We start from the raw sequence: 13054 nt of genomic DNA on the forward strand, positions 1-13054 counted from the left end.
AGTGTCTAGATTATCTGTGGCGATTCAAACAGCACTAACCGTAAACTGGCGAAAGAAAACGGCGACGGCTTCGGTATGTCTACCTCCTATGACTTTGACTTCGGTTTAAGTTTGGGTGCAGCGTACTCCGCATCTGACCGTACCGACGATCAAGTTGCTCGTGGCTACCAGGACGGAATGAATCATCGTAACAACTATGCAGGCGGTGAAACCGCTGAAGCCTGGACCGTGGGCGCAAAATATGATGCCAATAACGTTTACCTGGCTGCTATGTATGCAGAAACCCGCAACATGACCTACTACGGCGGTGGCAATGGCGAAGGTAATGGCGGTATTGCCAACAAAACCCAGAACTTTGAAGTTGTTGCACAGTATCAGTTCGACTTCGGCCTGCGCCCTTCCATCGCTTATCTGCAATCTAAAGGCAAGGATTTAGGTGGCCAGGAAGTAAGTCGTGGTAACTGGCGTTATGTCGACAAAGATCTGGTCAAATATGTTGATGTAGGTATGACTTACTACTTCAACAAAAACATGTCTACCTACGTTGATTACAAAATCAACCTGCTGGATGAAGACGATAGCTTCTATGAAAGCAATGGTATCGCGACTGACGACATCGTTGCCGTTGGTTTAGTCTACCAGTTCTAATTACCCACAAAAATACGCAAGCCCGCTTGGGATAAGATCTGCTAACAGCGCCAGATATCCGACACTCTTTCAATAGAATTAATGTGGGGAAGATTTTGAAAAAATATTAATAACCAGAACCCCAGCGCAAATCAGGAACATGCCTGCGATCGCCGGGAAATCCAGCTTTTGTCCACTTACTAACCAGCCCAAAAGGCTGATTAATACGATTCCAGCACCTGACCAAATTGCATACGCAATGCCCGTTGGAATGGTCGACAGCGTCTGAGAGAGAAGATAAAAAGCAGTGCAGTAACACACAATGGTTGCTACAGATGGCCATAGGCGTGTAAATCCGTCAGAGAACTTCATCAGGGTTGTACCTATTACTTCAGCTATAATGGCCCCGGCAAGGAAAACGTATGAATTCAAAATCTGGCCCCATGTGACGATCTAAGACAATCATCGTATCACAAAGGGTTAGGTGAGTTTGAACACAACCAAAACTACTTTAGCTTAGTACAAAAAGGCCGTCTGAAGCGCCGCGAGGTCTACTATGCGCGGACGTTGTGATTAATTTTAACGTCACCATAGAGCTGACATCGGTCTGTGGATTGCCTGCTTCGAATGCCCAGCTTTCCATTTCCCTGGTAATTTTTTGCTTAGTATCAGCATCAACGACTCCATCAGGAAATCTGATATTTATAACTTTTCCTTTATCATCAATATCATATACAACTTTGAATTTATTGTTTTCATCCACCAACGTTCTTACCTCGGTTTTGCTGATTGTTTCACTTGCATGAGTACTAAAAGCTAAACCAGCAGACAAAGTAGTAATTAAAGCCACACCAAAAATCTTGTTATTCATAGTGTTATCCCCCTCTCAAAGAAATAATGATAAATAGAAATAATTATCATTTCCACAGTTTATTTTACAGCTACACAGGGTGTGGCAATACTGAAGGGACTGAGCTGGCACTGTCACGGCACAGAGCCAAACCGAATCTGACTGTCCACTCAGTGTCGGCAGCAGACCATTAGCAGGGTGAAGCATGATATTTCGGAGGCTCTTATGGACAAATGCAAAAGATAATCACATGTAAACTCAGCGCGATTGTAATGTTAAACGGTATTTCCCCTGGAGACCCCGGATGTTTACTCATATGCGTATTGCCAAACCCGTCAACAATCTCGAAAGATCTTTTCTGATGTACAGCCAGGGATTGGGGCTACATAAAATTGCTGAATTTAACGATCATGAGGGGTTCAATGGAATAATGTTAGGGCGGGAAGACTTAGACTGGCACATAGAATTCACCTTTTGCCAAAACCATCCCGTTCAACCTTTGCACACTGAAGAAGATTTACTCGTTCTTTATTACCCTGATGCAAATGAATGGTCGCATGTCTGCGAAAGAATGAACGATGCTGGTTTCAGAATGACAGCGTCATTCAATCCCTACTGGGACGTGAACGGAAGGACATTTGTTGACCTCGACGGATATAGGGTGGTTATCCAAAACAAGTCGTGGGCATAACCTCAATAAATATTGCCATGTACCTTTCATGAACTCAAAGCCAAGGGGATATCAGATTACCAAGACTCGAAAAAGGACAAACAACTATTCTCAGGTCACAAAACTGAATGCAAGTTGTGGTTTATGACAGAAAAGTGAAAAATTTCCCCACACTGGATCTTCCGGTATTGAACAAATCAGAAGATGATGATGGCGAGCTTTATACTAAGCGAATATACCGACACTATACCAAGTGTGACATGAGTCGTTGAAAGGGATTGAGCTAAGTGTTTGAATAGTGGCGGAGAGAGGGGGATTTGAACCCCCGGTAGAGTTGCCCCTACTCCGGTTTTCGAGACCGGTCCATTCAGCCGCTCTGGCATCTCTCCGTTTTGGCGGTTGCCATGATGCCAGGTAATTTGGCATTTTAACAGACCCAGTTCCGTCAATTTCGTTCAAGTGACGAGTTTGCGAGCAAAACGATGATTAAGTGGCCCTGGAAAGAGCAAGAAACAGCCCGAAATGACGACTGGCCGTGGGATAACGCCCTGGCTATTCCGCTTCTGGTGAATCTCACCGAGCAAGAACAAGCCAGACTTATCGCCCTGGCCGAGCGCTTTTTACAGCAAAAAAGATTGGTAGCACTTCAGGGGTTTGAACTGGACCCGCTGAAAAGTGCGCGCATTGCTCTGCTCTTCTGTTTACCTGTTCTGGAATTAGGGATCGAGTGGCTGGATGGGTTTCATGAAGTTCTCATCTACCCTGCCCCATTTGTTGTAGACGACGAATGGGAAGACGAAATTGGTCTGGTGCACAATCAACGTGTCGTTCAGTCCGGGCAGAGCTGGCAGCAAGGCCCGATAATCCTCAACTGGCTTGATATTCAGGATTCCTTTGATGCCTCAGGCTTTAATCTGATCATTCATGAAGTCGCGCACAAGCTGGATATGCGTAATGGCGATCGCGCCAGCGGTATTCCGGCGATTCCTCTGCGAGATATTGCCGGCTGGGAGCACGACCTGCATGCCGCAATGAACAACATTCAGGATGAAATCGATCTGGTAGGGGAAACCGCATGCAGTATAGATGCTTACGCTGCAACCGATCCGGCCGAATGCTTTGCCGTATTATCCGAGTATTTTTTCAGTGCTCCTGAATTATTTGCTCCACGTTTCCCGGCTTTATGGCAGCGTTTCATCCTGTTTTATCGCCAAAATCCAATGCAACGGTTACGAGATAACCCCGAAGATGGCCATTATCGCTCATCAAACGTGCATTAACACTGAATTTGAAGATTAATTAACCAATTGAAATGACGCGCTAATTTTACTGTTGACACCTCAGGGTGAGGTCAGTAATATGCGCCTCGTTCACACGATTCCTCTGTAGTTCAGTCGGTAGAACGGCGGACTGTTAATCCGTATGTCACTGGTTCGAGTCCAGTCAGAGGAGCCAAATTTAAGAAGCCTGCTTAAGGAAACTTGAGCGGGCTTTTTGCTTTTCAGGCTTTCATAAAAGCATCCTGCCTAAGCATTCTGCCTGTTGTACCGCCCCTATTCCATGTCTCATCACACCATTGATTAAAGTTATGTAAATGTAAATCGTTTAAACTTTGCAATTATTGTAACTGCTAGTGATTATCATTTATTGTACGCGAGCCAAAAGAACGAGCCCTGCTCGGTTCACTGTACGTTCCAATTACTCTGGGATATAAACGATGAATGCTCTGCCTCGCACCGGACTGCGCCGTATCACGCTTGCCTCTGCCCTGGTCTTCGCTGTTAGCCTGCCGGCTTTCGCCCAGGAAACATTAACGCTTTACACTACCCGCGAACCCGGTCTAATCCAGCCTTTACTTGATAGCTGGACAAAAACCAGCGGTATCAAAGTAAGTACGGTCTATATCAAGGATGGCATGCTTGAGCGTGTCAAAGCAGAAGGGAAAAATTCACCTGCCGACCTGCTGATGACCGTAGATGCAGGCAATCTCCTCGATTTAGTTGAAGCGGGTGTGACCCAACCGGTAGAGTCAGAAGCGCTGAAAGCCGCCGTTCCTGCTAACCTTCGCGGTGCGGATAATCAGTGGTTTGCGCTTTCTATGCGCGCCCGCGTGCTGTATGCCGAGAAGTCACTGCCAATCGATAACTGGCATTACGAACAACTCGCCAGCCCGGAGTATAAAGGAAAAGTCTGTATCCGCTCTGGACAACATCCGTATAACACGGCGCTGATTGCCGCGATGATTGCCCATCACGGAGAAGCTAAAACCGAAGACTGGTTGCGCGGCGTGAAAGCTAACCTGGCCCGTAAAGCTACCGGCGGTGACCGCGATGTTGCCCGCGATATCCTCGGTGGAATTTGTGATATCGGTCTGGCTAACTCCTATTACGTCGGCCATATGAAAAATGCCAAAGAAGGCAGCGATGCTCGTCAATGGGGCGATGCCATCAAAGTCGTAAAACCAACCTTTGAGAATGGTGGTACACACGTCAATATCAGCGGCGCTGCCGTTGCCCGCTATGCGCCAAATAAAGCCGATGCCGTTAAGCTGATGGAGTATCTGGTTTCCGCGCCTGCCCAGCAGCAGTATGCGAAAGCGAACTTCGAATATCCGGTACTGAAAGGCGTAACGCTTGATCCGGTTATCAGCGCCACCATCGGTGAAATTGATGTCGATAAGACACCGTTAACCGAAATCGTGAAATATCGTAAACAAGCTAGCCTGCTGGTAGATAAAGTTGGATTCGATCAATAAACCTTTGCAGTTTCCAGCGTTACGCGGCCTGGTTTCCGGGCCGCAGTCATTATTCACGCCGTTGCATCTTGGCGCGCTGTGCGTGGCGCTTGGCGTCCTGACACCCATCATTGCGCTGATCTGGCAGGCTACCCAGGCCGATTTATCTCACTGGGATAATCTCCTGACGTGGGTGTTGCCTGCCGCGTTAAAAAACACCGTACTGTTGTTAGCGGGGGTCGCCGTGATGGTCGGCGTCATTGGTGTAGGTAGCGCATGGGCGGTGACGGCATGGGATTTTCCTGGCCGCAAAATTCTCAGTTGGGCGCTACTATTGCCGCTGGCGATGCCGACCTACATCGTCGCCTTTGCCTGGCTCGATCTGCTGCATCCGATTGGTCCCCTGCAAACCTTTATTCGTTTCTTACTGGGCTTTGACAGCCCACGACAGTTCCGCCTGCCAGATTTACGCTCTCTTTCTGGTGCAATAATTCTGCTCGGCTTAGTACTTTATCCTTACGTGTACCTGACCACACGCGCCATGTTTATCAGCCAGCCGGCTCATTTGCTGGAAGCCGCACGTACGCTGGGATGCAGCGCGACCGGAACTTTTTTTCGTGTTGCCCTCCCCATGGCACGTCCGGCCCTGGCCGTTGGCATCAGTCTGGCATTGCTGGAAACGCTTAACGACATCGGCGCATCGGAATTCCTTGGGGTACAGACGTTAACAGTTACCGTGTACACCACATGGATCTCGCGCTCCGATTTATCTTCAGCTGCGCAAATCGCCAGCATGATGCTGATGTTTATCTTCTTTATTCTGACGCTGGAATTTTATGGCCGCAGAAAACAGGGGTTCAGCAGCCGCAGTCTGCGGGAAATTCAACCCACGCGCGTGCAGGGTTGGCGCGGCTGGCTGCTTGGTGCCGTTATTTCGCTGCCGGTTGTGCTGGGTTTTCTGGCCCCGGTGCTGTTTTTAATGTGGGAAAGCGCCAAACGTATCGGCGATGACAACCTCCTTTCACCCTCGTTACTGTCAGCATTACAAAATACGCTCTTGCTCGCGGCGGGAACCACGCTGGTGGTGGTTTGTGTCAGTCTGTTGGTAGCCTGGAGCGCTCGCCATAGCGCTGCAGACAACGCGATGCCGGGGTTTCGCCGTGGCGTGATGCGTCTGGCCTCTTTAGGCTACGCGGTTCCCGGCACAATCCTGGCGATTGGTTTTTTAACGCCCGCCATGGCGGTTGACCGTTGGCTGGCTGACTTGCTGGATGTGCGTGGCCTACCGCTGATGTCAGCCGGGATCCTGCTGGTTATTTGCTGTGCTATGCGTTTCCAGGCGATTGCCATCGGCGCGCTGGATTCCGGTCTGGGACGCATTCCACCTTCGCTGGAGCAGGCTTCCCGGCTGTTGGGCGAGAATGGTGCGGGCACGTTTGCACGGGTTCATTTCCCTTTACTGCGCCCAGCCCTGGTGAGCAGCGCTCTGCTGGTTTTTGCCGACGCGATGAAAGAGCTACCCACAACATTACTTTTGCGTCCGGTTAACTTCGAAACGCTGGCAACATTGCTGTATGCGGAAGCCGCTCGTGGAACTTATGAAGAAGGTGCAATCGCCGCGCTAATGATTGTTTTAGCTGGCACGCTACCGGTTATTTTATTGGTGCGTCACCAAATGACTCGCCGGGGTTAAGAGAGTAACAATGTCAGAAATTGCATTACGCCTCCAGGATGTGCACGTTGCCTATGGCAACAGCCAGCAATCGGTACTGAATGGATTTTCAATGTCGGTACGCAAAGGGGAAATCGCCTGTCTGTTGGGTGCTTCAGGCTGCGGGAAAACCACGGTTCTACGCGCAGTTGCGGGGTTTGAACGACTGCGAAGCGGAGAGATCTATGTGTCCCAGCATCGTGTTGCCGCTCCCGGTGTTCATCTCCCGCCTGAAAAACGCCATGTCGGCATGGTTTTTCAGGAATATGCGCTATTTCCACATCTGACCGCGCACCAAAATGTCGCCTTTGGATTACGCCGCATGCCGCGTGAAGAGCAGCAGACCAGGGTGGCGGAACTGTTAAAAATGGTGGAGTTACATAGCCATGCCAGCCGCTATCCCCATGAACTTTCCGGCGGTCAACAGCAGCGCATCGCCCTTGCGCGTGCGCTGGCACCACATCCGGAAATCCTGTTACTGGATGAACCCTTTTCCAGCCTTGATAAGCGCACACGTGAGCGCCTTGGCAACGAAGTACGGGATATTTTGCGCGCTGCCGGGCAAACGGCACTGCTGGTTACCCACAGCGAGCATGAAGCGCAGCTAATGGCAGACCATATCGGCGTGGTAAAAATGGGCCAGTATCAAAAAAAAGCGCCCATCTTACCTGACGATAAACCTGGCCGCTTTGATATTAAAAATGCTGCTGAACCTGGCTGATGTTTATTGGCATGCCGGAGCGTCTTTCCAGCGCCTGATTCCCGCGGCTCACGTCCACGCCACTCCCGCTGATAAATGTGCGCAAAGCGGGAGTGATCGGCAAGGGAACCTTTCTGTCAGACTCGTACTCCGAACGATTTCGTGACAGCGGCTCATGCACTTCTACCCAGCGACTGCCGTCTGGCTCCAGGCTGTATTTTACCGGTCGGTCAATCAGTTGCACACGCGTTCCAACCGGCACCGTGTCAAACAGGTACTTAATATCGTCATTACGCAAACGGATGCAGCCCTGGCTCACCCGCAGACCAATACCAAAGTTAGCATTGGTACCGTGAATGGCATAAAGCCTGCCGATATAAATTGCATACAGACCCATCGGATTATCTGGTCCGGCAGGGACAAACGCCGGTAAGGTTTCCCCACGTGCGGCGTATTCACGGCGGGTATTCGGCGTCGGGGTCCAGCTCGGCGCTTCCTGCTTACGCTCAACCGCGGTCACCCAGTTACGCGGGGTTTCTCTCCCTGCCTGACCAATACCAATGGGTAAAACCTCTACCGTATTGCTGCCCGCGGGATAATAGTAAAGACGCATTTCGGCGACATTGATAACAATGCCTTCACGCACGGTATCCGGCAATATCAGTTGCTGCGGCACCACCAGCGTTGAGCCAGACTTAGGCAGAAAAACATCTACGCCGGGATTGGCCTCGAGCATATTGCTCAATCCCTGCCCGTACTGCGCGGCAAATGCCTCCAGCGGCTGGGTGTTTCCGGGCGGGACCGTTATCGTCAGCGGGGTACCTACCAGACGACTACCTTCTGGCGGCAGCGGATAACTCACCGCGTGTGCTACCTGACTTGCAAACAGCATGATGAGTGAACAAAGCAGTTTTACACGACGCATCTTTTACCTTTCCGTTGCCGCAGCCGATATCCAGTAATTATAGCTTTTATTATCACTTTTAGTGGGTTACAACTTCAATGCGCATAAAAAACCTCGCCAAGCGGCGAGGTTCATGGCTCACGTAACTATGCTTCTTTACCATCCGGTAGCACAATGTTGCTGGCGGCTAACTGCCCCATGTTGTGGTACATCGCGCAGGCTGCCTCAATAATCGGCATCGCCAGCGCGGCCCCGCTGCCTTCACCTAAACGCATCCCCATATTGAGGTACGGATCCAGCCCCAGATGCGCCAACGCAGTGCGAGCCCCCTTCTCAGCAGAGAAATGTGACGGAATCAGATAGGGTTTAATCTGCGGTGCGATCTGGCAGGCCGCCAGCGCAGCAGAGTATGAAAGAAAACCATCCAGCACGACCGGCAGCCCACAGGAGGCCGCGCCAAGCATCACCCCCGCCATGCCCACCAGATCAAACCCGCCCACTTTAGCCAGTACATCGATACCGTCATTACGATCCGGTTGATTGACGGCAATGGCTCGCCGCACAACCTCAACTTTATTGCCTACTCTTGAAAGCGGCAGGTTAGCGCCAATGCCTACCACATCCTCGGCATCGCTGCCGGTCAGCACGCTGACGATAGCCGCCGCAGGCGTGGTATTTGCCATACCGAGTTCACCCACGCCAAACAGCGTTACGCCCTCTTTCGCCAGTTCATGGGTATAGCGGATAACTTCCAGCAGCAGTTCCTCGGCCTGCGAACGGCTCATTGCCGGGCCCTGGGCAATATTGCCGCAGCCGCGCGCGACGCGCATATTCACCACGCCGGGGATAAGCTCCGCATCAATCCCGACGTCAATGACATGCACCTTTGCTCCAGCCTGAGCGGCCAGAACGCAAACGCCGGTCGTGCCACGCGTCATATTGGCGGCCTGAATAGCCGTAACCACTTTAGGCGAAACGGCAACCCCTTCATCCCAGACGCCGTGATCGGCGCACATCACCAACATCGCTTTGCCGTTCACATGCGGTGCGCCTTTCAGGCCAGGCATACCAGCCAGTTGCACGGCGAGCGATTCGAGGCGACCCAGACTGCCCGGCGGCTTTAGTAAGCCATCAATATGCTGCTGAGCACGCAGCATCGCGGCACTGTCAGGTGAAGGAATCGCGTGGAGTAAAGAGGTTAAAGTCTGCATAAGGGTTCCAGTATGTTGGCTGACTCAAAGCAGAGCCAGCAAGAATATTAACTCGCCAAGTTCAATGGCTGCGCCCAGCGTATCGCCGGTTTGCCCACCCAACGTACGTTTTAATAACTGCCCAAGAATGAAAATCGCCACCATCGTGACAACCAGCGCCGCCACGCCCCGCATACCCGGAAGCAGCACGGCGGCCAGGATCGCCGCCAACCCCAGCGTGACGGCGGTTTGACGCCCGGTAATTTTGCCGATGAAGACATTACCCAGCCCTTCTTCGCGGGCGTAGCGATGTCGATACATCAGCAAAACAGCGGTACCCCGCCCGGCGACACATGCCGCAGCCAGCGCCGCCAGCATTGGCGTGCCACGTAAAGCCAGTTCGCTCACCACCAGCACTTTGGCCAGCAAAACGAAAATTAACGCCAGCCCGCCATGGGTTCCCAGACGGCTGTCGCGCATGATTTCCAGCATCCGTTCGCGTCGACGGGCAGAAAAAATACCGTCACAGGTATCCGCCAGGCCGTCCAGATGAAAACCTCCGGTCAACAACGCCAGCGTCAATACGGCAAACAAGGCTGCCAGTGGAATACCACACCAGGGCTGCAGCGCCATAAAGACCAGCCCCGTTAACCCGCCCAGCACCACGCCTATCAGGGGGAACATCACGATACCGCGCGAATAGTGCTCGAAATCCAGTCCTTGCGACCAGCGAGCAGGAACGGGCAAGCGGCTGATGAAAGACAGCATTGCCCAGAACAACTTACTCATTTAATTTTGACTCCAATTCCTGATACCACCAGCCACACCTCATCAGCTGCCGTCGCCAGTCGCTGGTTCACGCGTCCTGCAATATCGCGAAAATGACGGGCCAGACGGTTTTCCGGAACAATCCCCATTCCGACTTCGTTAGTCACCAGTACGACCGTTGCCGGACAGCGCTGACAGGCAGCAATTAGCGAACGGATCTCATCCTCGATGGACTGCTCCATCGCCGCGTAATCCCAGCTATCCGGGTCGCTGTCACCACCCAGCGCAAACAGCAGATTGGTTACCATGGTGGTGATACACTCCAGCAAAATGGCTTCCTGAGGATCGTTTGCTGCCGTTATCAGTTCATCGAGATGTTGCCAGCGCTCGGCAGTACGCCAGTGCGCGGGGCGTCCATCACGATGGTGCTGAATTCGCGCCGCCATCTCCTCATCAAAAATCTGCGAAGTCGCGATATACAGAACGTTTGGGGAATCAGCGATCAGCGCTTCCGCATGCCGACTCTTGCCGCTTCGTGCGCCGCCCGTAACCAGAATCATCATACGGGCTCCTGATGTTGCTGCATGATGGTATAAATTTTCTCAATATCGATGTGTTGTCGCATCGCATCCGCCAGCAGATCAAACTGCTGCGATTTATATTGCGCGTAATGGAAGGTGGAATCCAGCGGTGCTAACCCTTTGCGTACACGCAGGCCATTCACCAACGCACGGGTAAATGCATCGCTGTCGAACAGTCCGTGAAGATAGGTACCGAAGGCCAGGCCATCCGGCGTTACCGCGCCGTCAGCGACATTGCCGTCTTCTTTGCGCAGTGTCATTACCGACTGGCATGCTTCGGATAATACCGTTTCGCCCATATGGATTTCATAACCGCGAACGGATAATCCCGCCGTGCCCGCCAGCCAGTCAGGCAGCGATGAGGACATTTGTCCCTCAACCAGGGTCGTGGTTTTGTGCTGGGCAAAATGGGTCACCGTATTAAGCAAGCCCAGACCCGGCAGCGTACCGAGCCCTGATTCCACCTCATCAATGATGGTGTCGCCGAGCATTTGGTAGCCACCGCAAATCCCCACCACCGGAACGTTATTACGATGCAATTGCACGACGCCATGCGCCATTCCGCTTTCACGCAGCCAGACCAGATCGCCCAGCGTGTTTTTGCTGCCTGGCAGAATCACCAGATCGGCCCCCGCCAGTTCTTCAGGCTGGCGAACATAGCGCACGCGCACGTCCGACTGTGCCGCAAGCGCATTGAAATCAGTGAAGTTTGAAATGTGCGGAAGTTGAACAACGGCGATATCGATGTCGCGTTTATCAGTACGCAGATACTTGCCCTTTTGCAGCGCCACGCCATCTTCGTCTTCCAGATCAACATCCAGCCATGGCATGACGCCCAGCACCGGAACGCCGGTCAGCGCTTCAATTTGCTCGATACCGGAGTACAGCAGCGCCACATCACCGCGAAATTTATTGATGATAACCCCTTTTACCCTGGCGCGTTCATGGTCATGCAGTAGCGCCAGCGTGCCGTAAATAGAGGCAAACACGCCGCCACGATCGATATCTGCCACCAAAACGACAGGGCACTGCGCCATCTCAGCCATGCCCATATTGACGATATCGCGATCGCGCAGGTTAATCTCAGCGGGGCTTCCCGCGCCTTCCAGCACCAGCACATCGAACTCCTGCGCCAGGCTGTTATACACTGACAGGATCTGCTCCCGCAGGCGTGGCTTATACTCGTGGTAACTCACCGCATCCATATCGGTCGCTACTTTACCCATCAGCACAACCTGCGCTTTACGATCGCTGGTTGGCTTAAGCAGCACCGGATTCATACGCACATCCGGCGTAATACCGGCGGCTTCCGCCTGAAAAATTTGCGCGCGGCCCATCTCTTTACCCTCTGGCGTAATGCCCGAGTTCAGCGCCATATTCTGCGATTTGAACGGCGCGGTACGCAGTCCGTCCTGATAAAAAATACGACACAGCCCGGCGACCAACACGCTTTTACCCACATCAGATGCCGTTCCCTGCAACATTATTGCCTGCGTCATGACGCCTCCTTCAGTGCGTTCTCTCGCATACGACTAAAAAATTCAGCCTCTGTTTTACACAGCGGGAAACCCAGCTCAGTATGCAGCTTCACCAGCCAGGGCTGAGTCAATCCAGCTTGTTCAATAAGATCCGTCCGGGTGAAAACCTCACCCGGCGTGCCGTGCGTCAGCACTTCGCCCCGGCGTAAAACGTAAACTGCATCGCTGACCTCATAGATAAGATCGATATCATGGCTGGAGATTACGACGTGGTTTCCTTGCGCAACGATGCGTTTGATTATCTCAATCATCTGCGTGCGGCCTGATGGGTCAAGGCCTGCAGTGGGTTCATCCAGTAGCAGATATTGCGCCTGCAACACCAGCGCACCAGCAATCGCCACGCGTTTTTTTTGCCCGTGGCTTAAACACTGAATCGGCTGATGGCGAAAATGCTGGGCATCAACCAGCGTTAGCGCATCCTCCACCCGGCGTGAGATCTCAGCTTCATCCACCCCAAGGTTGCGCAGGCTAAAGGCGATATCGCTGTCGATATCGGTATAAAAGATTTGCTGATCGGGATCCTGAAATACGGTTGCCACCTGCTGACGCAGCGCCAGCAGGCCGCGCTTGCTATAATCCAGCGGTTTACCCTGCCACATCACCGCGCCTTGCTGCGGTCGCAATAACCCGCTCAGATTCATAAACAGCGTGGATTTCCCGCAGCCATTGGCCCCTACCAGCCCGGTGACGGCATGCGTAGAAAAGTCCAGCGTTAGCCCTTTGAGGATCGGGTCATCCTGATAGCGAAACCAAAGCGCTGAAGTGGCAAGCATACTTTTCC

At 52.3% G+C, this 13054-nt stretch carries 13 protein-coding genes, 2 tRNA genes and 2 pseudogenes; 8 read left to right on the top strand and 9 right to left on the bottom strand.

Annotated elements, in window-relative coordinates; genetic code table 11:
- Nucleotides 1–21 precede the first annotated feature (21 nt).
- Nucleotides 22–648: pseudogene (locus FDX11_RS20155) on the top strand (porin); the annotation flags it as partial.
- Nucleotides 649–726: 78 nt separating this feature from the next.
- Here the strand turns inward: FDX11_RS20155 and FDX11_RS20160 are convergent.
- A complete protein-coding gene (locus FDX11_RS20160) occupies nt 727–1059 on the bottom strand; it encodes an EmrE family multidrug efflux SMR transporter (RefSeq protein WP_137398438.1) in 333 nt (110 codons plus the stop codon).
- 79 nt (nt 1060–1138) lie between these two features.
- Nucleotides 1139–1498 (bottom strand): hypothetical protein, encoded by a 360-nt coding sequence (locus FDX11_RS20165; protein ID WP_079223666.1) that lies wholly within the window; start codon nt 1496–1498, stop codon nt 1139–1141.
- Between the two features lie 283 nt (nt 1499–1781).
- Here FDX11_RS20165 and FDX11_RS20170 point away from each other — a divergent pair, with 283 nt between their 5' ends.
- Together FDX11_RS20170 and FDX11_RS25550 are read left to right on the top strand one after the other, a co-directional pair.
- A complete protein-coding gene (locus FDX11_RS20170) occupies nt 1782–2168 on the top strand; it encodes a VOC family protein (protein ID WP_079223651.1) in 387 nt (128 codons plus the stop codon).
- Nucleotides 2169–2189: 21 nt separating this feature from the next.
- Nucleotides 2190–2419: pseudogene (locus FDX11_RS25550) on the top strand (hypothetical protein); the annotation flags it as partial.
- Between the two features lie 27 nt (nt 2420–2446).
- Here FDX11_RS25550 and FDX11_RS20180 read toward each other — a convergent pair.
- A tRNA-Ser gene (locus FDX11_RS20180) sits at nt 2447–2536 on the bottom strand.
- A gap of 93 nt (nt 2537–2629) precedes the next feature.
- Here FDX11_RS20180 and mtfA point away from each other — a divergent pair.
- From mtfA to FDX11_RS20205, 5 genes are all read left to right on the top strand, one after another.
- On the top strand, nt 2630–3427 hold the full coding sequence (gene mtfA, locus FDX11_RS20185) for a DgsA anti-repressor MtfA (protein ID WP_137349984.1): 798 nt from the start codon (nt 2630–2632) through the stop codon (nt 3425–3427).
- Between the two features lie 99 nt (nt 3428–3526).
- A tRNA-Asn gene (locus tag FDX11_RS20190) sits at nt 3527–3602 on the top strand.
- A gap of 262 nt (nt 3603–3864) precedes the next feature.
- Entirely contained in the window at nt 3865–4902 is a 1038-nt protein-coding gene (locus tag FDX11_RS20195; protein ID WP_137398439.1) for an extracellular solute-binding protein, read from the top strand.
- Nucleotides 4886–6574 carry an iron ABC transporter permease gene (locus FDX11_RS20200; protein ID WP_137398440.1) on the top strand — a complete coding sequence of 563 codons (1689 nt, stop codon included), beginning with the start codon at nt 4886–4888 and terminating at the stop codon, nt 6572–6574. Before FDX11_RS20195 ends, FDX11_RS20200 begins: the two co-directional genes overlap by 17 nt.
- Nucleotides 6575–6584: 10 nt before the next feature.
- Nucleotides 6585–7313 carry an ABC transporter ATP-binding protein gene (locus FDX11_RS20205; RefSeq protein WP_137398441.1) on the top strand — a complete coding sequence of 243 codons (729 nt, stop codon included), beginning with the start codon at nt 6585–6587 and terminating at the stop codon, nt 7311–7313.
- Here the strand turns inward: FDX11_RS20205 and ldtA are convergent.
- From ldtA to FDX11_RS20235, 6 genes are all read right to left on the bottom strand, one after another.
- On the bottom strand, nt 7288–8217 hold the full coding sequence (gene ldtA, locus FDX11_RS20210) for a L,D-transpeptidase (protein WP_137398442.1): 930 nt from the start codon (nt 8215–8217) through the stop codon (nt 7288–7290). The two genes, FDX11_RS20205 and ldtA, sit on opposite strands and share 26 nt — an antisense overlap.
- Before the next feature lie 125 nt (nt 8218–8342).
- Nucleotides 8343–9407 (bottom strand): nicotinate-nucleotide--dimethylbenzimidazole phosphoribosyltransferase, encoded by a 1065-nt coding sequence (gene cobT / locus FDX11_RS20215; protein ID WP_137398443.1) that lies wholly within the window; start codon nt 9405–9407, stop codon nt 8343–8345.
- 24 nt (nt 9408–9431) lie between these two features.
- The gene (gene cobS, locus FDX11_RS20220; protein WP_042307624.1) at nt 9432–10175 is read right to left on the bottom strand and encodes an adenosylcobinamide-GDP ribazoletransferase; all 744 of its coding nucleotides are present in this window, start codon (nt 10173–10175) and stop codon (nt 9432–9434) included.
- Nucleotides 10172–10717, bottom strand: a complete 546-nt coding sequence (cobU, locus tag FDX11_RS20225) for a bifunctional adenosylcobinamide kinase/adenosylcobinamide-phosphate guanylyltransferase (RefSeq protein WP_042307622.1) — start codon at nt 10715–10717, stop codon at nt 10172–10174. The genes cobS and cobU overlap by 4 nt, the downstream gene beginning before the upstream one ends.
- A complete protein-coding gene (locus tag FDX11_RS20230) occupies nt 10714–12234 on the bottom strand; it encodes a cobyric acid synthase (protein WP_137398444.1) in 1521 nt (506 codons plus the stop codon). Before FDX11_RS20230 ends, cobU begins: the two co-directional genes overlap by 4 nt.
- Nucleotides 12231–13046: an energy-coupling factor ABC transporter ATP-binding protein gene (locus FDX11_RS20235; protein ID WP_137398445.1), complete on the bottom strand. Its 816-nt coding sequence runs from the start codon at nt 13044–13046 to the stop codon at nt 12231–12233. Before FDX11_RS20235 ends, FDX11_RS20230 begins: the two co-directional genes overlap by 4 nt.
- Between the last annotated feature and the right edge of the window lie 8 nt (nt 13047–13054).

It is taken from the genome of Citrobacter sp. wls714 (genome assembly GCF_005281025.1).
GTDB classification, from domain to species: Bacteria; Pseudomonadota; Gammaproteobacteria; order Enterobacterales; family Enterobacteriaceae; genus Citrobacter; species Citrobacter werkmanii.

Bases quoted from the DNA above. Each gene is read 5' to 3' on its own strand.
- FDX11_RS20165 (WP_079223666.1), bottom strand. From the start codon at position 1,498: ATGAATAACAAGATTTTTGGTGTGGCTTTAATTACTACTTTGTCTGCT.
- FDX11_RS20170 (WP_079223651.1), top strand. From the start codon at position 1,782: ATGTTTACTCATATGCGTATTGCCAAACCCGTCAACAATCTCGAAAGA.
- mtfA (WP_137349984.1), top strand. From the start codon at position 2,630: ATGATTAAGTGGCCCTGGAAAGAGCAAGAAACAGCCCGAAATGACGAC.
- FDX11_RS20195 (WP_137398439.1), top strand. From the start codon at position 3,865: ATGAATGCTCTGCCTCGCACCGGACTGCGCCGTATCACGCTTGCCTCT.
- FDX11_RS20205 (WP_137398441.1), top strand. From the start codon at position 6,585: ATGTCAGAAATTGCATTACGCCTCCAGGATGTGCACGTTGCCTATGGC.
- ldtA (WP_137398442.1), bottom strand. From the start codon at position 8,217: ATGCGTCGTGTAAAACTGCTTTGTTCACTCATCATGCTGTTTGCAAGT.
- cobT (WP_137398443.1), bottom strand. From the start codon at position 9,407: ATGCAGACTTTAACCTCTTTACTCCACGCGATTCCTTCACCTGACAGT.
- cobS (WP_042307624.1), bottom strand. From the start codon at position 10,175: ATGAGTAAGTTGTTCTGGGCAATGCTGTCTTTCATCAGCCGCTTGCCC.
- cobU (WP_042307622.1), bottom strand. From the start codon at position 10,717: ATGATGATTCTGGTTACGGGCGGCGCACGAAGCGGCAAGAGTCGGCAT.
- FDX11_RS20230 (WP_137398444.1), bottom strand. From the start codon at position 12,234: ATGACGCAGGCAATAATGTTGCAGGGAACGGCATCTGATGTGGGTAAA.
- FDX11_RS20235 (WP_137398445.1), bottom strand. From the start codon at position 13,046: ATGCTTGCCACTTCAGCGCTTTGGTTTCGCTATCAGGATGACCCGATC.